Source organism: Solwaraspora sp. WMMB335 (assembly GCF_049179075.1).
In the GTDB taxonomy this organism is placed as follows: domain Bacteria; phylum Actinomycetota; class Actinomycetes; order Mycobacteriales; family Micromonosporaceae; genus Micromonospora_E.
Map to the genome: position 1 here is coordinate 941308 of NZ_JBMHMF010000001.1, position 19560 is coordinate 960867.

14 protein-coding genes are annotated in these 19560 nt (G+C 65.9%); 10 read left to right on the forward strand and 4 right to left on the reverse strand.

Annotated features, from left to right (window positions below):
• Nucleotides 1–501: 501 nt before the first annotated feature.
• Together ACN27F_RS03480 and ACN27F_RS03485 are read right to left on the reverse strand one after the other, a co-directional pair.
• Entirely contained in the window at nt 502–3618 is a 3117-nt protein-coding gene (locus tag ACN27F_RS03480) for a sacsin N-terminal ATP-binding-like domain-containing protein (RefSeq protein WP_421431139.1), read from the reverse strand.
• The gene (locus ACN27F_RS03485; protein ID WP_421431140.1) at nt 3608–6676 is read right to left on the reverse strand and encodes an SNF2-related protein; all 3069 of its coding nucleotides are present in this window, start codon (nt 6674–6676) and stop codon (nt 3608–3610) included. Before ACN27F_RS03485 ends, ACN27F_RS03480 begins: the two co-directional genes overlap by 11 nt.
• Before the next feature lie 973 nt (nt 6677–7649).
• On the opposite strand from ACN27F_RS03485, the gene ACN27F_RS03490 reads away from it, so the two are divergent.
• The gene (locus ACN27F_RS03490) at nt 7650–9362 is read left to right on the forward strand and encodes a hypothetical protein (protein ID WP_421431142.1); all 1713 of its coding nucleotides are present in this window, start codon (nt 7650–7652) and stop codon (nt 9360–9362) included.
• A gap of 245 nt (nt 9363–9607) precedes the next feature.
• Here the strand turns inward: ACN27F_RS03490 and ACN27F_RS03495 are convergent, their stop codons facing one another.
• Together ACN27F_RS03495 and ACN27F_RS03500 are read right to left on the reverse strand one after the other, a co-directional pair.
• Entirely contained in the window at nt 9608–10432 is an 825-nt protein-coding gene (locus tag ACN27F_RS03495) for an SAM-dependent methyltransferase (protein ID WP_421431144.1), read from the reverse strand.
• A gap of 47 nt (nt 10433–10479) precedes the next feature.
• On the reverse strand, nt 10480–10935 hold the full coding sequence (locus tag ACN27F_RS03500; protein ID WP_421431146.1) for a helix-turn-helix domain-containing protein: 456 nt from the start codon (nt 10933–10935) through the stop codon (nt 10480–10482).
• A 374-nt stretch (nt 10936–11309) separates the two neighbouring features.
• On the opposite strand from ACN27F_RS03500, the gene ACN27F_RS03505 reads away from it, so the two are divergent.
• From ACN27F_RS03505 to ACN27F_RS03545, 9 genes are all read left to right on the forward strand, one after another.
• Nucleotides 11310–11504 carry a hypothetical protein gene (locus ACN27F_RS03505; protein ID WP_421431148.1) on the forward strand — a complete coding sequence of 65 codons (195 nt, stop codon included), beginning with the start codon at nt 11310–11312 and terminating at the stop codon, nt 11502–11504.
• Nucleotides 11505–12070: 566 nt separating this feature from the next.
• On the forward strand, nt 12071–12772 hold the full coding sequence (locus ACN27F_RS03510; protein ID WP_421431150.1) for a DUF981 family protein: 702 nt from the start codon (nt 12071–12073) through the stop codon (nt 12770–12772).
• Between the two features lie 578 nt (nt 12773–13350).
• Nucleotides 13351–13860 carry a hypothetical protein gene (locus ACN27F_RS03515; RefSeq protein ID WP_421431152.1) on the forward strand — a complete coding sequence of 170 codons (510 nt, stop codon included), beginning with the start codon at nt 13351–13353 and terminating at the stop codon, nt 13858–13860.
• Complete coding sequence (locus ACN27F_RS03520; protein WP_421431153.1) at nt 13854–14762, forward strand: hypothetical protein; 909 nt, start codon at nt 13854–13856, stop codon at nt 14760–14762. Before ACN27F_RS03515 ends, ACN27F_RS03520 begins: the two co-directional genes overlap by 7 nt.
• Before the next feature lie 153 nt (nt 14763–14915).
• Complete coding sequence (locus ACN27F_RS03525; protein ID WP_421439929.1) at nt 14916–15515, forward strand: SAF domain-containing protein; 600 nt, start codon at nt 14916–14918, stop codon at nt 15513–15515.
• Between the two features lies 1 nt (nt 15516).
• Nucleotides 15517–16326, forward strand: coding sequence for a hypothetical protein (locus ACN27F_RS03530; RefSeq protein ID WP_421431154.1), 810 nt, complete (start codon nt 15517–15519; stop codon nt 16324–16326).
• On the forward strand, nt 16323–17708 hold the full coding sequence (locus ACN27F_RS03535) for a CpaF family protein (RefSeq protein WP_421431156.1): 1386 nt from the start codon (nt 16323–16325) through the stop codon (nt 17706–17708). The genes ACN27F_RS03530 and ACN27F_RS03535 overlap by 4 nt, the downstream gene beginning before the upstream one ends.
• Nucleotides 17699–18613 carry a type II secretion system F family protein gene (locus ACN27F_RS03540; RefSeq protein ID WP_421431158.1) on the forward strand — a complete coding sequence of 305 codons (915 nt, stop codon included), beginning with the start codon at nt 17699–17701 and terminating at the stop codon, nt 18611–18613. The genes ACN27F_RS03535 and ACN27F_RS03540 overlap by 10 nt, the downstream gene beginning before the upstream one ends.
• On the forward strand, nt 18610–19506 hold the full coding sequence (locus tag ACN27F_RS03545; RefSeq protein ID WP_421431159.1) for a type II secretion system F family protein: 897 nt from the start codon (nt 18610–18612) through the stop codon (nt 19504–19506). The genes ACN27F_RS03540 and ACN27F_RS03545 overlap by 4 nt, the downstream gene beginning before the upstream one ends.
• The last annotated feature ends 54 nt before the right edge of the window (nt 19507–19560 follow it).

Consider the following 19560-nt stretch of genomic DNA (forward strand, 5'->3'; position numbering starts at 1 on the left):
AGGATCAAACAGGTGATGGAACGTCACCACGCCAACAAGATGCTCATCCCGGCCCTGCTCAACGCATCCCAACCATGATCAACTGACTTTGCTTCGGCTCTGCCGGATACGTAGCACAGTGGACTCTCGCGTCGACTACACTCTGTCACCGCCAAAATAAATCGTGTTTACGCCAAATGCGGCAGAAGAGGACGTTCGATGGAACACCACCGAACTCCTCACGCCGCACAATGGAGCCGTGACTGCGAGAGACGAGATCCCTACTGCGCTTCCAAACATCGTTGCGCGGAGCCTGGACGGTGCTTCCTACCTCAGGAAGTAGTCTACGAGCTTCGCCGACGAGGAAGCACCTAATCGATGATTTGGACCCACATCGTCAGCCGGATGTGCGCCAACGCGCCAAACCATCACGCTCGCACCTACGATGACCTGGATGGTGTCACAGAAACGGCTTGGGCGTCGGCAACACATCGCCTCGCCGCCGATCCGTGACGATTGCCGCTACTCCCGCACCGCAACTTCATCCGTTCGAGTCATTTCCTGGAGATCGAGCAGGTGCTTTTCGGTGTAGTCGATGGTCACATGCTCGCCGCAGAGCTCGATCTGCAGGCTACTGCCAAGCCCACCCTCCACACTTGCCTTCCATTGCCGAATTTGCAATAGTAGATCATCGCATCGAACTTCGCCATGAAGGAATTTGCTAGCGCACGTCGGGCAGAGGCACAGTGTGTTCCCCGGACGACCGATCCAAGCGGCAGCCGTGTGCGAGACAAGGTAAATCACTTCAAAGTAGGGCGTCCCGTCGCGCTTCGGGAAAGCTGCGGTACAGATCTGGCACCGGCCAGCGTAGTGCTCCAAGAAGAACTGGCGTACGGCGGGATCCTTGCCGTCCCAAACCTTCCGCCCGATGTGCCGAAAGCGGTCCTGCGATGCGGGCTCGTCCGCCACGGCTTCGCGGATGTCGTCCCGGGTCCGCTGCCGGCGGACCGTCGGGGCTCCGACTCGGCCCACCGAGGTGAGAGGTTCGTACTCCGGCTCGTGCTCCGCTGGTTTGTCAAACGCCTCTTCCAGGACAGCCGCGTACCCCTCGTGAGCAAGACCGGCATCGGCTGGCGTCTCGGTGGGGCTCTGCTCCCATCGTTCTTGGCGTTGACGCATCTGGTCGAGCTCGGCGGCCGCGTCCGGGTTCTCGGCCAGAAAGCGCAGGGTCGCCACGGACAGGTTGAGTTCTGCGCTCACCTGCACAATGGCGGAGGAGACCATGCCGAGTGCGTCGGCAAGAGCCTGGCTGGGCTCAAGATCCTCGGGCAGGTCGTCCAGCGAAAGCTTGGCGGGCTCCACGAACTCGCCTGCCCGCATCGGGAGCCACGCGTGAGAGACCGCGGCTTCCAACGCCTTTGACATCGTCTCGATGGACGTGCTGTGGGAATAGTCCTGCCGGCCCGAGGACTCTACGCTCCCTCGCAGCCGGCTCGCATTCGGCAGCAGCAGCCGATTCCAAACGTACGCCGATCGTCGGCGATCGAGGTGGGTCAGGGCGGTGTCGAGGCCGACGATGCGGAGGCCTGGGTCGAACCCGTGCAGTCCGCGGCTGTGGTCACCCCATCCGGCCCGTATAACTACGTGTCCGTCTGCATTCGGAGGCGACGTCAAGACACGCACGCCCTCCGCGACCCCCAGAAGATTCAGCTCCTGCTGGTAAGGCCGGTAGCGGTCGTGTAGGAACCAGCCGTGCGGACTGGGCAGGAAGTAGTGCTCTAGGTCTTCGTTGGACCAGTAGGCGGCGGATGGCGACCGGAACGAGAAGTCGCTACCACCTGCCGGACGACACAGCAGGAACGGCGTGTTCCGCAGCGTCTCGACCAAGGCGTCCCTGCGTTGTCTCGTCGCAGTCTGCAATGCGCGGAAGATCTTCGCGAGATCGACGTCGTGCTGGTCCGTACCGATGGCATCGGATCCGTCTCGGTATTTCGGCACGACGTATTCGAGAACCTCGTCCACGGCGTCGGGCTCCGACAGGCCGAGCTTTTCGAGGAAAGCCCGCGCCTCTGCATTGGCGGCGATCTCCGCCCGCACCGTCGGAAAGCTCGAGGGCCCCGAGCCAGGCAGGTACGCCTGCGGTCGTTCGTCGGCGCCGAACGGCGCGACATGACGACTGTCGTTCAGCCGGATCAGAGGTAATGCTCGCGCCGGCCCCGGACGGTTCCCTGGCGGCCTCGGCCTGCGCCACAGCGCCGGAGTCTGGGCAAGGAACCGGTACAGATTGACGAGCCATGCGTCCTGAGCTGTCTCCAGGAACTTCCTGTCGAGTTGGCCGACGAGCCACTCCGCGTCGAGTTCGTCGACGTTGACGACGTCGTGGAGGTAGTCCCACAGTTCGCGATTCCGCTCCCGGCTAAGCGATGCTGGCTGCCACTGCAACGGCCCAGCCGCGCCCGCCAGGGCTCCGAGTTGCTCCGGCGTCAACAACTCACGCGGGCCCGCGCCTCGGGCTAGACGCAGCCGGGTGGCGGGAGCGTGGCCCGACGGTCCGGCGACTGGGAGAAGTGGTCGGGCCCGTACAGCCTCGAGAAGCGTGTCGAACAACGGCCGCAGCAGGGAGCCTTCTGGGAAGTCCACCGGTGTGATCGGCAGAACGTCGAGGACGTCGAGCCCAAGACGGCTCTTGCGGCGCAGCTCATCCAGAGTGTCGATCAGCAGGTGGCCGACTTCCGCGATGATTCGGCTGTTATCCGGATCTTGTTCTGCGATGTTGTCCCTTGCAGGGGTGGTCCGCAGGGGAGCCTGCAGCAGGAACCCCAGGCCGGTCGGCTTGTCCGTGGGGAAATAGACGACGAGCGGCGCGTGGGGGATGCGTTCGACCAGGGCTTCGGGCGCACTACCCGTTCGCTTGAATGCGATCTCGACCCGTTGGTCGGCGTACCCGATGTGGTCCAAGGTCCGTCGGAAGACCTCCCAGTGCTGGTGATTGGTCACCCGACGGTCTTGACGGACCAGCAGCTCCACGTCTTGCGACTCTTCGCCCCGCTCCAGCCGGGTAAACGTGACAGATCCGCTGCCCTTTTCGACGATGACCTGCCTGACATCTCGGAGGAACAGCAGCGCGACCGGGTCGAACTTTGTGAGACCTCTGTCGATCTCGGAGTGGGCCCGTTCGCTCGGCACATCCTCACGGTCGAAGGGGAACTCGAACCGGGTGCGGTCGTCGGGCAGGTCCATCGGTGCATCGACGGACTCCGGGCGCACGTAATGGCGGATGCGGAAGTGCTCGCAGCCGGAATGGACAGCGGGCGCAAGGGTATAGGCGTATACGGACTTGAAGCCGATGCCGAACTTGCCGATGCTGGTCAGCTCGCCGGTCTTGGTAGAGGCGTCGACTCCGCAGATACCCCGGACGTCCTGCTCGTTGAACGGGCGGCCGTCGTGCTCGACGAGGAGTCGGTCCGGGTACAGCACGAACGTGAGCTGTGACGCGTGGGCGTCCTCGGCGTTCTGGAGCAGCTCGAGGATGAAGTGGGTACGGTCGGCGTAGAGCCGTTGCAGGAAGTCCAGGTGCCGCGTGCCCTCGCCGTACTCCCGGATGTTGTCCTGTTGAATGAGCGCGTAGTCAGTCGGCATGGCTGATCGTCAGCGCTCCTTCTGCGATCCGATGGCTGACGATGTCGATTCTGCGGCGTTGCTCCAGTTGCTCACGGCGCTGCTCAAAGTTCCGGGCCGCACGTGCTCGTTGTGCCGTCAGCATGGTCCGCATTCGAGCCTCCGTCTCGTCGGTGAGGCGGGCGTCGAGGCGCTGCAGGCCTCGCCGGTGGTGGGCTTCGAGGCTTCCAGTTCGGCGGGCCAGCAGCACCTCGTTGAGGGCGTGGGCGTCCTGCACCGCGTCCCGACGGCGCTGCTCGGCGTATGTGGCCAGCGCCGCCTTCGCTTCCTGCAGGTCGAGGGTGGACTCGTCGCTCGCGGGCAGCGCCCTGGCGAGTAGGGCGAAAAGCCGTTGCTCCACCGTCCTGCTGGCCGCTAGTCCGGCAGCGTCGACGACGAACGACACGGTGCGGAACTCCGGCCGCACGGCAATGGTCTCCCAGGTGTGACAGGCGAAGACATAGCGGCCTTCCGGCAGGCCTGGGTCAACGACCCGAAGGTGAGCCTGCAGCTGCTGGTCCTGAGCCGGTGCGAGGGCCGACACGGCGAGGCGGACGAGCGGATGGGTGGCGGTCAGGAAGGCGACCGATCGATCCTGGCTGGCTGCCTCGTCGGAGAACGTCAGCAGCAGGCCGCCGTCCTTCTGGCCGAGCCAGTTTCGTAGCTGCTGGACGGGCCGACTGCCGCCGATCCTCGCCTCATTTCGGTTCAACGCGGCGAGCAGTTCCGCCCGAGCTGCCTGGGGCAGCCGTAGCCTCAGCAGGTCGGCGGGTAGCCGATCCAGATGCCCGGAGACTGGCGGCTGTGTCACATACGCGCGGGTCAGTTCTTCCAGTTGCTGCTCGGTGACTGCCCGGCCCTCCTCGATGAGACTGTCAAGGTCCTGGGTGAGGCTGTCGTCCAAGCCAAGGAGGTCGCTGCTCGCGTCCTCGACGCCGCGCGTCTCCTCGACGAGTCGTACGGCGTTGTCGGCGAGTTGCCGAGCTCGTTCCTCCATCTGCTGTGGGGTGAGGTCCGTGCTGGTCGCGATGTCGGCCAGCTCCTGGGTCATCTCGCCAAGCACGCCTTCGAGGTCACCTACGGTGTCGCGGAAGAGGTCCAGCCGGTCCCAACAGCGATAGAAGACCCGCTCCTCGACGGTGTCGGGTGTCACGAAGTTGAGGATCAGCACCTTCGGGCTGCGCTGTCCGAACCGGTCTATGCGTCCGATGCGCTGCTCGATGCGCATCGGGTTCCAGGGGATGTCGTAGTTAACGAGTCGATCGCAGAACTCGTAGTCCAAGCCCTCACAGCCGACCTCGCTGGAGAGCAGAACGTCCACAGCGTCGGCGTTTTCTCGGTCGAGGCGGAACCGGTCTCGCAGCCGCTGCCGATCGTGCTCGGCAACGCGTCCGGTGACGACGCCGACGCGGACACCGGCTGCGGTCAGATGTTCAGCGAGGTAGCCGAGGGTGCCGAGGAAGAACGAGAAGACGAGGAGCTTCCCGGGACCGTCGACGTTGCGGGCTTCCATGACGACCTGGAGTAGGCGATCGAGTTTGGGATCGCCCGGCGGTAGCAGACGGGCCATCTCCCGTAGGTCCGGGTCCGTCGGAAGGGGAATCTTCGGTGACGCGCCGTCCGACTGAGCCTCGGGGGCGTCAGTCAGATCGGTGACGGTCGGCTCACCGGCGGCCACGATGCGCCGGGCCAGGGCGGGCAGACAGCTCGATGCCTGCCGCTCAAGGGTGTCGAGGATCAGGCGGACCACGACCGGGTCATAGCGGGCGAGCAACTGGTCACGGCGGGCTTCCAACAAGCGGTCGTAGAAGCGACGCTGTACCGGGGTGAACGGCACCGATACAGTGCGGGGCTCACGGATGGTGAATCCTCCGATGTCCCGACGGCGAGTGCGGTTCACCAGCGGAGCGAGCGTGTTCAGCTCCTCGATCTCGCGAACACACCGGACTCGGTCGTCGGTCACCAGGGTGGTCGTGTCCAGGAGCCTGCGCACGTCGTGATACCGCGGGTCGATCGCGATCGCCTGCCGCCCCCAACTGGTGTTCGCAGCAGCGTCGAGTGCCTCGAGCGCCTCCTTCGCAGCCTCCGGCATGCCGCTGCGCAGTGCCCGGACGGCGGCGTTGAGGTGTCGATTGGGCTCGACGACCTCGAAGAACGCCTGCCGATCGGGAAAGAGGTCCGGGCGGAGCAGGTTGAGCAGGGTGAACAGGTCCCGGGCCTGTGTCTGCACCGGCGTCGCTGAGAGCAGGACGAGGGCTGTACTGATCTCGCTGAGATACTCCGCGAGCGAGTGGGAGTTCGTGCCCGGCGTACGCAAATGGTGCGCCTCGTCAGCGATCACCAGGTCGAAGGAAGGTGGCGGGTCTAGCTCACGCAGCCCCTTGTCCTTCCGCCGGGTTGCGCTGCCGTTCAGGTATGCCGTCCGGGCGAACAACTCATAGTGCACAATCGCCCGCCGGTATTCCTCGGGCCAGGCTCCGTCCAGGTGAGCCTCGTTGAGGCAGTAGCGCAAGCTCGACGAGTCCAGTATCCGGAAGTCCTCATCGAAGCGGCGCATCTCTTCGCGCCACTTGACAGTGAGTGCTTTGGGGCATAGGACAAGCACGTAGTCCAGAGGCTGCCGGGCGGCCAACTCCTTCATGATCAAGCCCGCTTCGATGGTCTTCCCCACGCCGACATCGTCGGCGATGAGTAGCCGCGGCTCGTCGGCGCGGGCGAGGCGCAGGAGTGGGCGGAACTGGAATGGTACGAACTTAATCCGCGCCGCCCGTAGCGAGTAGACGTGGTCAGTCAGCGGGTGACCGAGCCTGGCGGCGACCAGTCTGGCTCTGAACTCCTCGGGAGACATGCCACCTTGGGGTGGCGCTTGTTGCGCCACTGCCAGCATGAGCTGGTCACCGGCATACTCGCGCATGATTCCTGGACCATGGAAGACGCGGTAGCGCCCGAACCCATCGGCGCTGTGGATAACCTCGATGACCGGTCCGAGCCGGCTGATGTCGGCTTGCACGGCAACGATGTCGCCCACCTTGAAGACCACCGTACGCCCCTCGAACTCGTCCCAACTACTGATCCGACCGCCGCTTCGCCCGATTCCCCGAGAGCATATGCCTGCTTCGGCCTCTCCGACCCGACCGTTCAGCCGTATGGAGATCGACCTGCGCTGAAGGAAGGATGCCAAGGAGACGCTTGCCCGAACGGCATGGCGAGGTTGCGCACGGACAGTCGGATCCTGTCGCCAGGCGGCGGTCGGAGTACGCCGGGCACTCTACGGCTCGTCGGCCGGATCTGGTACGGCGCTGACATCGACGACCGCATCATCGACAGACAGGGGCACGCCGGCCCCGGACACCCAAGGCTCAATGCCAGTAACTTAAGCCCGTCAGCGACCATCCGGCGGGCGGTGTTTCCGCAGGTCAACAGGCGTGGCGCGGACCTTATGTTAGTGGCATCGACCCAAGGTCTACCGGCCCCTTCGTCGCCGTACACGAAGGACGCACTACTCTCGGCACGACCGCGCGTCGATCTCCACCGCACTCCATCACTCACCGTGACGCTCGCCCGGCGGCAGATCAGTATGCATAGCCTTGAAGTAAATCCCAGTACTTGGGTTGGCCCTCGCCAAGCCTCTCGGGTTGCGAGTAGCACATGGCAAATCGGCCAATCTGTGACCAAGTCGCCGATCGGTCTGTCCAGCTTCATGGCCTCCAGCAGGCGGGGTTAAGGTGCCGATTCCAGAGCGGTCGCCAGTTCGGGACATTCGATGAGATCTATCGGACCCGCTCCACCCGCTTGCGAGTACCCGACGACGCGGGGAGCGGACAGCGCCAGAAGCGCAGCGTCGCGGACATAAGCCACCGCGACGGTTCGGTCTGGGCAGGCGATATGGCGTGACAGTGTCAACTGGCCGTCACTTATCTCGCACACCTCGCCGCCTGTATGTAGTCTCGCGTCTCGTCTGGGCGCTACCAGTTCCTCGATCGCCGGGACCCATCGACCTCGGGAGGGCAGCCATGGCGCTGGTCGCGCTCGCAAATCTGGAGCCACCGAACTTACCCGAGATTGCCGGCTTCTACTCCCAACTCGCTGGGGTGCTGGCCGGCTTCTCGTTTGCCGGGCTGATCGCGCTCGTGACCACTAAACGCGATGGGCACGGAGGAGCTGCTCCGATCCGGCACAGCGTCTTACCGCTCACAAGTGCTTTTGTCGCACTAGTCGCATCTAGTCTCGACTACGCGCTGGTCGCCGGAGAAACAGCCGGAACCCAGCGGGTGGCGTCGCTGCAGTCTATTGCAGGAATGGGATTCAGCATCGCTGGGATCATGCTCGTGTACTCGATCTTGGTACTGCTGTTGGACTTCGGAGCAACTGTCGGTGGAGCCGCCATCAAATTGCTCAGAAACCTGACCGTCCTTCTCCTGCCGCCCCTACTTGTCCTTCTGATGTGGGGCGGAGTGCGAGATCATCTGCTGCAGAAGTATGGAGCTGACGCGGGGTTCGTCGCAGCAGACTGGATCTCGCTCAGTGCCCTTACGGTCACGGTGGTCGCCACCGTAGGATTTCACTTTTCCTTCTCTGATCGCAGGACCGATCAGACCGGGCGAACGGCCCAACTCGCGAGCGTCGGCGCACAATTAGCATTCCTGTCGTTGCTTGGGTCTACAACCTTGATCACACTGACCACGGCGGACACAGTAATCTCCGATGCACTTCCGGTCTCGGCGACTTTGCTAGTCTGCGCATTCTGCCTCGCCATTGCTTATTCCGCTAGCCGCTACGGCTCGCAAGACGTGCAGGCTTCAGGTGCTGATACGGGAGGACTAAGCCGCGCCGAATCTGCGATGAACAAGGCTGGAGATGTTCGGATGCCGATTCACCCAGATCATCGAGAAGCCGTGCTTGAGGCGCTAGATCGACCAGTCCTCACCCGTCGCTCAGTCGAGATCTTCCCCCAAGCCTACCTGATGAATATTAGTATCATCCAGGGCGTGGCGCTTAGTGTTATGACAATTGAGACCGTGAACTTCCTCAAGACCGCCGAGCGGGAATTCATCCTGCCGTCGCTCGCGCAAGCGGCCCTGAGCCTGGCGGCTCTCGTCATTGTGTCTTACGAGTATCTGTGGTTTACCACGATCATGCGATGGACGCCAACATTCCGTGACACCGCTATACCAGTCACTCTCGGTGTGGCCGAGATCGTTCCACCGATGCTGCTTGGGTATACCACCGCTTGGTGGTTGGCATTATCCGTTTTTGCGATATTGGGCGCGGCGGCGTTCCTCAATACTGTTAGCCGACTCCGAGTGGAGATGTTTCCGGGCCATGCTCCGGTATATGAGGCAATCCGCCGGCTGCTGCGCCGATTGGCTGTCGTCTGCATCCTCACCTCAGGCGCCGGCGTGTCCGCGGCTGTTCTTGTTCAACGGAATCGCAACCACGCACCCCTAGTCTCGACAGTAAGTGCCTGTGTGATCATACTACTCAGTGTCGTCGTCATCATCGGATACAGCGAATCGGTGCTCAACAATACATATTCAGAGTACAGAGTAGGCAGGCGGCCTCCGCTCTTTGACCGTCTGCGAGGTTCTCTGCGAGACAAACGACTGCCGTCTACTAGGATGGGCCAGGCCACGCGACATGATGCCGGCATGTCACGGAATGAAAGCGGTCACGGACCGGGCCTCGGTGGTGTCGGCCTTACGTCCTCCCCGACGCCCGACGAGTGAAGACTTGGGCACTCACACCGGCAGGATAATGGCTACCACGCGTCCATGATCAGGCGCACTACTTTCGGCAGATCCGTGAGTGGGCAAACGCGCGGTGCTCGAGGAGGTCCGTTACGCACGGTTATCTCCGGAAGCCCCCCTCGCTAGACCGACGTTGGCAAGTCGTCGATTACCTGGGATGGGCTGACCAGGGTTGACCATCGTGTACCTGGCTCCGTGCAGCCGTACCCCGGTAGCTCCTCCGGTCAGTCTGGTCTGCGTCCGAGCCCGGCGTGCGCCCCCGAGCCGACCGGGTCGTCAGTGAATTCCTCAGCTGCTCCGGGCCGCCACTCGGGAAGCCAGACGAGTCCAGGCTCCTGCAACTCGAAGCTTCCGAAGAACCGGGCTACCTGTGCCCGTGATCGTGGAGTGGGCAGTGGCGCTGATCGGGCGCCGTAGGCGGCAGCGACACGCTGCGCTTCCTGCAAGGTGTAGGACTCGGCGGCACCATGGCTGATGGCCAGGTAGCTCCCGGGAGATAGCCGGTCACGCAGGTGATCGACGATCTGATAGGGGTCAGCGTCGTCGGGGACGAAGTGCAGCACCGCGACGAGGAGCAGCGCGGTGGGTTGCGCAAGGTCGATGACTGTCTGCACGTCGGGCCGGTCGAGTTGGTCGAGTAGCTGCTCAGGTCGGCGGAGGTCTGCCTCGATCGCGGTGGCGTGGGGGTTCTGGGCCAGAATCTGGTTGGCTGTCATCACGGCCACCGGGTCGATGTCGACGTAGACGACGCGAGCGTCGGGCGCGGCACTTTGGGCGATGTCGTGGACGTTGCCGGAGGTGGGGATACCCGAACCGATGTCGAGGAATTGGCGGATGCCCAGGCACACGAGTTCCTTGACCACGCGTTGCAGAAAGGCGCGGTTGGCGCGCGCCTGCCGTGGCACGTTCGGCGTGATGCTGACAACGGCTTCGGCCGCCTGGCGATCGGGAGGTAGGTGGTACCGGCCTCCCAGGAAGTAGTCGTAGACGCGGGCGGCGCTAGCCCGTCCTGGATCCACGCCGACGGTCCAGGCTTCGTCCTTGTCCACGTCCTTGTCACCTCGTTGGTTGCCGAAGGGAATCTCGGTGTCTGGGCTCAGGGGGGCGGTGCGGGGATTTCGTCGGTGGACGGGTCGTCGTTGCGGGCCGCTTTGCCTTCGATCTTGCGGGCGAGATCGGCCATGGTGGCCAGAGTCTCCAGCGACGGCGCCGACAGGCCGGCAGCTCTGAACGCCAGCCGCGCAACACCGGCGTCGTGTAGCAAGGCGACCCGATCCATGACTTCATCGACCTGGCCGGCTGCCTGCGAGTCGAGGAAGTAGGTGACCGGAACGTTGAAGAAGGTGGCGAGCGCGATCAGGACCTTGATGGTGGGGTTGTCACTCCGGCCCTTGTGTAGACGCCAGAGGTAGGTGTGAGTCACCGCCACACCCTGTTGTGAGCGAATCGCTTCGGCGACCTGCTCGTAGCTGTAGGGCTTGCCGTCCGGGCGGCGGATCCTCTCGAAGAGGTGGTTGAGTCGGCTGGCTAGTGACGCGTCGTCGCCGGCCATGCCACGTCCCTCCGTCACACCTCGGTTGTCTGCCTCCGGCAGCTCATCGATCACGGTCGCCGCTACGTGCCAGACGAGTTTATGCTTCGACCGGACAGTTATCAACCACAGGTGATGCCAGGTCGATCGGGACGGGAGCCGCATAGGTCCAGCAAGGACGTCAGCTGCTGCTTGCTGCCGCTGGTCAAGGTGGCGGCGCCACGCGTCGACCAGGCAAGTGCGCCCGGTGTCACACCGGGCGCCCACGGGGAGTTTCGGTGGGAGGCACCGTGCTGAGCAGTTCGCATCACCCGACGTGCAGCGATCGGGCCCGCAGCCCTGGTCGGCTGATCCGACGGGCGAGGATGCAACGCGGATGGACGCAGGTCCGCCTGGTGAAGGCCATGCAGGAGGAGGCCACACGCCGAGGCATTACCTTAGCCAAAGGCGAATCCCTTCAGGCCAACCTGTCGCGCTGGGAGCGCGGCAGGCAGATACCCGACCAACTGCACCGACGCGTGCTCGGCGCTGCGCTCGGCGTCGATGTCGAGCAGTTGGGCATGGACGCCGACCCCGACTTCCCGTGGTAACGCAAGACGGCCCCAGAACTGGCTAACCCATCAACCTCCGCCGGGTGGCATCCAGTCACGTCTAGTCGCGTCGTCTTCCGGGATGCGGTTGGTTTCCGGCAGGGTCTATTCGTCAGAGTCGTGGCGAGTAGAGGGTGGGGAAGTGAACGTAGACGAGCAAGTCAATCAGGCGACGCGGTCACAGGACCTTAACCAGGATGGACAGCCGCAGTCGTACGCGGAGACAATACGGATTGTCGCCCGAGGTATCCGGCAATTGCGACGCCTCCTGCGAGCCGCCCGCACCCAACAACCGCCGGGTCACGACAGGGCTCTGCGAGAGTTGTACGCGACCACGCGGGCGATAGCCATGTCCCTCAACCGGGCGCTCGACGACGATTCCGAGACCGCTGCCCGAACGGATCGCGGCACGGCGGAGTGACTGCCCACAACGTGAGCGGTGCTCGCCCGCGCCGCGAGAAGACAACCGGTTCCACTGCGCAAGTCACCAGGACTCGGCGCACACATGTCAGGACGAGAATTAGTAGGATTATGGTAGGCGGAGGGATCTACGGGTGCCGTTAGTTATGTTCAACACGCTGATGGGTGTCTGCGCTGGGCTCTCGTTGCTGCTCGTTCCGAGGCTGTGGGCGGTGATGACCAACGATCGACCACCATTGCTATTGGTCTCTTCGACAGGATTCAGTAGGTCCGGGTGGAGCGCCGCTTTCGGAGTTCTCGGCGCCATCCTGACCCTCCTCGGCTTCATCATGACGGTCGCGCACCCGTTGGCGAGGGCGAAGCCATACATCGATTCGGTCTTTGGGGAACCGTGTCTACTCCTGGGTATCGCGCTACTTGCGGCTGCCGTGTGGCTCGCGTGCACACCCGAGTCGCAGGCGTTTGACGAGCAATATGCGCGGGCTTCCCTGGCCCCGATTTCCTGGATCATCTTTGCCATAGGAATCGTGCTCCTCTGGTGCACTTTGGCGATCGTTCGGTTCGACCTTATTGGCTCCGCGCCGCAGCATGAACCGATCACAGGTCTCCTTCACGGTTCTCCCGTGGAGAACATCTTCTTCGCCCTCGTCCTGTACGGGCCATCCGCGGTAGGTTGCCTGCTGTTCCCCGCCGTCGTCCGAGGCGGAGGCCGGATCCCGTGGCTCGTCCTCTATTGGTGCTGGACGGTCGCCGGTGCCGCTTTCCTGTTCTTCAGTGCGATGAATTACTACACCCATGCCGGGATGCTCGTCAACGAGTTATCCGACGGCCCTGCCATCCGTTGGTGAGTCACCGACTGACGCATTATCGAAAGTTGTTCAACGTCATCGATTACCACACACGCGATGCTTTGCGCCTGACACCGAGGCGACGGTTGCCAGTGTCGCCATCTCCATAGACCCGAACGAGTCCGGTAGTGGCCGGACGGTCCCGGCCCGTTGAGGGGGCGGGCCGGGACCACCGAAAAGCACAGATTCAGGTGCGCTGACGAAAATTTGGGGAGTCCACGATGCGCTGGCACGAAGGAAATCATATTAGCCAGAGTGGCCGGCTCACGCCGGAAATAGGGCCGACTCTCGGATCTGGTCTTGGGGAGGAAGGTCCGCAGCGAAATGGCGCGATCAACCGACCAAGATGGAGTCGCGGATTCAGGCTCACTATGGCCATCCTTGGCGCGGTCTCCCTTGCCGGACCTGTCCCGGAAAGCGGTGGTAGCGGAAGCGGGAAAGTTGACTGCGGCGCCAATCCGAGCGCGACCGGGTGCGGTGCCATTATCGGCGCGCCAGATGACGGCGGCAGGGACGGTAACGGTGGCGGTTTGAGCTCTGTGGTGAACCGTCGGCTTATGTCTTGTCTCGTTGGCGCGTTGGCGCTGCTTGCTACGGCGTGCAGCGCCGACGAGACTTACGAGTCGCCGTCTACCTCGCAGCCTGCGACGGCATTGGGTACGTCGAGTCTCGAACCGTCCGACGCAGCAGAGCGGGACGTCCTCGCGGCGTACCGGGGCATGTGGGATGCTTTGGTGGAGGCCGGCAAGGTATCAGACCCTGACGCCCCCGACCTGCGCGAGCACGCCATTGACCAGGCGCTGACGTTGATCGTCAGCGCGCTCTACATCAATCGCGAGCAGGGCGAGATCATCCTCGGTGAACTGGTGCTCGACCCTGAGGTCACCGCTCTCACGCCCGCCGAGGAACCCACCAGGGCCACGGTCCTGGACTGTGTGAACGACGAGAACTGGTTGGAGTACAAAGCATCCGGCGGACTGGCCAACGACGTACCCGGAGGCCGGCACCGTACGACGGCGACCGTCGATCGGACCGCCGAAGGCTGGCGGGTCAGCTGGTTGATTGTGGAGGAGGCAGGGACATGCTGATCTGCGGACGACGGCTCGCGGCTCTGACCGTTGTCGTAGTGGCAGCCCTCGTGGTAGCGCCAGCAGTCGCCTACGCCGGTGGCGGTACCGGCGGTGTGCAGTGCGGCGAGAACGATCCTCGACCGGTCTGTGACGTCAACGCGGGTACCTCCGGCGAGTTGGGAAGTTTGAACCGCGGTGGAGATGGCGGGCGCCAAGGTGGGGACGGCGTGTGTCGGAATCCTTCCGGTGAGGAGATTCCGTGTCAGCGGGACGGGGCGTGGGCGGGGGTGGATGGTTGCTACTACGCGCCTACCGACCCGTCGTCGTCCACGGTCGAGGCTCTTGGAGGTCGGCCTGCGGGCGAGGGTGGCTGGTACATGCGGACCTGCTACGGAGAGGACGCATCGCTCGGGGGCGTGGTGTGGATCGCTGGCGAACCGCCGGTGGTGTCTCCGGCAGTGCTGGCCCGGCAGGCGCGGGCGCGACTCGATCTGCCGAGAGTCGTCGTTCAGATGAATCCTTCGGGCGAGCAGTTGGTCAACTTGCCGGTGTGGCTGGCGCTCGGCGACGAGTCGTGGCGTACCCAGTCGGCGAGGGCTTCCGTGCCAGGTGTCTCGGTGACGGCGACGGCGCGGCCGGTGCGGGCGAGTTGGTCGATGGGAGACGGAACGACCGTGGTCTGTGAGGGTCCGGGGACGCCGTGGGCTTCCGGAGCCGATCCGGCGAAGGCGTCGCCTGACTGCGGGCATGTCTACCGACGGTCGTCTGCTGGTGCGCCGGGCGGCGCCTACACGGTATTGGTCACGGTGACGTGGGAGGTGACCTGGGCTGGTGCGGGGCAGTCCGGCACGGTGCCGGGGCTGACCACGAGCGGGCAGGTGCAGGCCAGGGTTCAGGAGTCGCAGGCGGTCGTTCGCTAGGCCAGCCAGTTCGGTTTGTTCGAGCGCCGAGTCCGAAGAGGAGACGTCATGGCGGTGGATTCCGTGCGCCCAAGATCAGGTCGAGAGGGTGGTGCGACGGCTGCTGCCCGTGCGGGGCGGGGGCCGTGGCGGGCGGTCCGGCGGCGTCGCCGGTTGCCGTTCGTCGCGTTGGGGGGCCTTCTGGTCGTCGTGTGCGTGCTGGCTTACGCGTACGGCGCGGCACAGCTCGGCGACCGTGTCCAGGTGCTCGCGGTGGCGCGGCCGGTGGCAGCGGGGCAGGCGATCACCGCTGCGGACTTGACGCAGGTCTCGGCCGCTCGTGACTCGGGGGTACGGCTGGTGCCGGCTGCGGACGCCGCCGAGGTGGTGGGTCGTACGGCGGTGGTGCCGTTGGTGGCCGGCATGTTGTTGACGCCGGAGGTGCTCGGGGACGCGGCGTTTCCGCCGGGCGGTCAGGTGACTGCCTCGGTGGCGGTGAAGCCGGGCCAGTATCCGCAAGGGCTGGCGGCTGCGGCGCGGGTCGCGGTCTACGTTCCGGCGACGGCACGGGACGGCGGCCAACCGGACCCGGCAGCGACCTCGGCGGCTGCGCCGGACCGGTTGTCGGCGGTGGTGCTGGGGGTCGACCTCGCCGGGGATGGCCAAGGCTCGACCGTCATCACCCTGTTGTTGGACGCCTCGGATGCGCCGCTGTTGGCAGCGGCTCCGGCTGGCGCTGTGGTGTTGATGCAGACCTCACCGGTGGAGGGCTGACATGCCTCTGCTGGCGGTGACGTATGTGAAGGGTCGGCCGGGTGCGACGACGACAGCGCTCGGGTTGGCCGCGGTGGCGCCGGGTTGGGCGTGGCCAGTGGTGCTGGAGTGCGATCCGGCCGGTGGCGACCTGACACGCCGGCACCGGCTGGCGGCGGCGCCGAGCATCGTAGACCTGGCGGCTGCCTCACGGGGTGTGGCGAGCCATGCGGATGTGTTCGTTGTCGCGTCGCAACGGCTGCCGGTGGCTGAGGTGGCAGTGCCCGTGGTGGTGGCTCCGGCGGGTGGTGCGCAGACTCGTGCGGCGGTGCCGGAGTTGACCGGTGGTGAACGGGAGGTGCTGGCCGCGCCGGGTCGGGTGGTGGTGGCGGACTGCGGCCGGTCGGGACCGGGGTCGCCGGTATGGCCGCTGCTACAGCTCGCGGACGTGATGGTGGTGCTGGCGCGAGCGAACGCCGACGACCTGGCGCATCTACGGGAACACCTAGGCGACCTCGTTGGTGCGGCTCCGGGTCGCCTGGTGGTGTTGCTCGGCGCGGGCGGAGCGTATCCAGCGGCGGAAGTGGCGGATGTCCTGGCGACCCACCTCGGACAGGAACTGGCACGTGATCCGAAGGCGGTGAGCGTACTCGGTCCTTTGCCGTACGACCGGCAGGCGGCGGCGGTACTCGACGGAGATCTCACAGCCGGGCGGCGTTGGCGGCGGCTGCCGCTGATGGCCGCGTACACGCGGTTGTGGACCGACCTCACCCCGTACCTGCCTGTGGTGACCCCGCAGCGCACGGATACAGCGCAGGAGGCGACATCGTGACCGGGTCTTCCCTGCCGACCTTGGGCGTTGGTGAGGCTAGCGAGGCCGCGGTGGTGCGGCGCGTCCGGCGGGAGGTTGCCGAGCGGCTTACCTGGGACACGCGGGCACACGAGACAGCGACCGGGTCGCCGATGCCCGCCGGCGACCGCGCGGCGACGACCAGGCAATTGATCGCTGAGGTTCTGGACGCGTACGCCACGGAGGAGATGAACGCCGGCCGGCCGCCGCTGCGTCCGGATGTCGAGTCGCGGGTGGGCCGGGCGGTGGCGGACATGTTGCTCGGCGCAGGCGGCCTGCAGCCGTTGCTCAACGACAGGCGAATCGAGGAGGTCAACGCCAACGGGTGCGATCAGGTGTTCGTCCGGTACTCCGACGGCACTCGGGCACGGGTCGGGCCGATCGCCGACTCGGATGCGGAGATGGTGGAGCTGATCCGCCGGCTGGCGGCCGACGCCGGCCGCGCCGAGACCGGCGGCGAGAGCGCTGAGGAACGCCGCTGGGACCGGGCGGCCCCGGTGATGAACCTGCAACTCGCGGACGGCTCCCGCCTGCACGCAATCATGTCGGTGACGAGGCGACCGGCGCTGTCGATCCGCCGGCACGGCTACGTGAAGGTCACCCTCGCCGATCTGGAACAACTCGGCACCGTCAACCCGGTGCTGCGGGAGCTGCTGTCTGCTGCGGTGCGGGCGAGGCTGAACGTGCTCATCGCGGGGCGGGTCGGCGCGGGCAAGACGACCCTCCTGCGGGCGCTGGCGTCGGCGATCCCACCCGGCGAGCGCATCGTGACGATCGAGGACACCTACGAGCTGGCGCTCGACGCGGACAAGACCGTGCATCCGAACGTAGTGCCGTTGCAGTCGCGGGAGGCCAACGTCGAGGGCGAAGGCGCGATCGACATGAGCATGTTGTTCCGCTCGGGACTGCGCATGTCACCGGACCGCGTCATCGTCGGAGAGATCCGCGGGCACGAGGTCATCCCCATGCTCAACGCCATGTCGCAAGGTAACGACGGGTCGTTGGGCACCATCCACGCCTCGTCGTCAGGCGGTGCGCTGAAGAAGCTCATGCTCTACGCCGCACAGGCGCCGGAACGTCTGGCACCGGCCACCACCAACCTTCTCGTCGCCGAGTCCGTGCACCTGGTAGTGCATATGGGGTTCAGCGGTGACGGCAGTGGCCGGGTGCTGACCTCGGTGCGGGAGGTGGTTGGCGCGGACGGGCTGGCCGTGTCCAGCAACGAGATCTTTCGCCCCGGCCCGGACGGGCGGGCGGTGCCGGGTGCGCCGCCGTCGACCGGGCTGCTGTGGGCACTTACCCGGTACGGCTTCAACCCCGGCCTGCTCGATGACGCCCGCGCCTCGGGTGGGGGGTGGGCGTGATGGTGTTGACGGTGCCGCTGGCTGCGCTGCTGGGGGCCGGAACCGCGGTCGGGCTGGTCCTGCTGGCGGTGGGCCTGTCGCGCCGGGACGGCGGGCCCGCTGACTCCGGAGCGGACCTCGATTCGGAGTCGTGGTGGTCGAGACTGACGGCGGCCCGTGGGGCGGTCGACCGGCGTCGGGTAGCGGCGTGCCTGGCCGTCGGCGTGGTCGTCGGGGTGGTGACGCGTTGGCCGGTCGCGGCAGGTCTGGCGGCGGTCGGGGCGTGGATGCTACCGGCCATCATCGGCCCGGACCGCGATCATGCCCGCCGGGTGGCCCGGATCGAGGCCATCGCGACCTGGACGGAGGCGTTGCGGGACAACCTGTCCGCAGCGGCCGGGCTGGAGCAGGCGATCACCGCCAGCGCAATCGAATCCCCGGAGCCGATCCGTGAGGAGGTGACCCGGCTCGCGGTGCGGCTGCAGCGCAGTTGGCGGCTACCGGACGCGCTGCGCGGGTTCGCCGACGACCTGGCCGATCCGACCGCCGATCTTGTCGTCGCCGGGCTGGTGATGGCCGCGCGGGGCAGCGCCGGACAACTCGGCGACGTCCTGAGCGAGCTGGCGGCCTCGGCCCGCGCCAAGGTGGCCTCCCAGCACCGCGTCGCCGCCGCCCGCAAACGCAACCGCACCTCCGCTCGGGTCATCGTCGGTGCGACTCTCGCCATGGCCGGGATGCTGGCCCTGCTCAACCGGGGCTACCTCGCTCCGTTCGACACTCCGACCGGTCAGCTGGTGCTCCTGGCCGCCGGCGGCTGTTTCGCGTTGGCGTTCGCGTGGCTTGGCCGGCTCATGCGGGATCGAGATGCCTCCAGGGTCTTGGCGGGTGCCGCCGCGCCGGACGTGTCGCGGGCGGTGCCGACATGACCGGGCTGGTGTTGCTGGCTGGGCTCGGCACTGGCCTCGGACTGTGGCTGATGGTGGTGGGCTGGTTTCCCCGTCCACCACGTTTGGACAAAGCCCTCGACGCCCCGTACGGCATCGACGTGGTCGATGCCGCCACTACCGCCCCGCCGGTGGGGTGGTCGGGGCGGTGGGGCCGCCCGGCGGTGCGGTGGTTGCGCCGCGCCGGGCTGCCTCTTGCCTCGACCCGCCGGGACCTCGCCACCGTCGACAAGCCGGTGGAGGTGCACCTGGCCGAGCAGGCGACCGCAGCAGTGTTCGGGCTCCTGCTGCCTCCCGCCGCCGCATCGCTGCTCGCCCTGGCCGGAGTGGGCACCGGCGTGACGACGCCGGCCGCCGCGTCGCTGCTGCTCGGCGTGGCCGGGTTCCTCGCCCCGGAACTGTCGGTGAGATCGGAGGCCGCCAAGCACCGGGCCGCGTTCCGCGACGCCTTGTCGTCGTTTCTCGATCTGGTCGTGATCAGCCTCGCGTCCGGGACCGGGGTGGATCAGGCGCTTGATGACGCGGCGAAGGTCGGCTCCGGCCCTGCCTACACCGAACTGCGCTACGCCCTAGCCGAGGCGCGGCTGGCCCGGGTACCGCCGTGGGACATCCTCGCCGCCCTCGGCCGCCGGGTCGCCGTCGCCGAGTTGCAGCAGCTCGCCGCCACCGTGGGGCTGGCCGGCACCGAGGGGGCCAAGGTCCGCGCGTCCCTGCGGTCCCGCGCCATTGCCCTACGCGCCCGGCGACTCACCGACGCCGAAGGCGAGGCGAACGCCGCGACCGAACGGATGGCGCTGCCCATCGTCGCCCTGTTCGCCGGCTTCCTGATCTTCCTCGGCTATCCCGCGATGGCCGCCGTCCTCGGCGGTCTCTAGGAAGCACTCCAGTTCACCAATCCCGATCAGTCACGAATGCTCCGTACCGCATTG

Excerpts from the sequence above, each read along its gene's own strand:
- ACN27F_RS03545 (WP_421431159.1), top strand. The coding sequence starts at position 18,610 with ATGACCGGGCTGGTGTTGCTGGCTGGGCTCGGCACTGGCCTCGGACTG.
- ACN27F_RS03520 (WP_421431153.1), top strand. The coding sequence starts at position 13,854 with ATGCTGATCTGCGGACGACGGCTCGCGGCTCTGACCGTTGTCGTAGTG.
- ACN27F_RS03510 (WP_421431150.1), top strand. The coding sequence starts at position 12,071 with ATGTTCAACACGCTGATGGGTGTCTGCGCTGGGCTCTCGTTGCTGCTC.
- ACN27F_RS03480 (WP_421431139.1), bottom strand. The coding sequence starts at position 3,618 with ATGCCGACTGACTACGCGCTCATTCAACAGGACAACATCCGGGAGTAC.
- ACN27F_RS03530 (WP_421431154.1), top strand. The coding sequence starts at position 15,517 with ATGCCTCTGCTGGCGGTGACGTATGTGAAGGGTCGGCCGGGTGCGACG.
- ACN27F_RS03500 (WP_421431146.1), bottom strand. The coding sequence starts at position 10,935 with ATGGCCGGCGACGACGCGTCACTAGCCAGCCGACTCAACCACCTCTTC.
- ACN27F_RS03490 (WP_421431142.1), top strand. The coding sequence starts at position 7,650 with ATGGCGCTGGTCGCGCTCGCAAATCTGGAGCCACCGAACTTACCCGAG.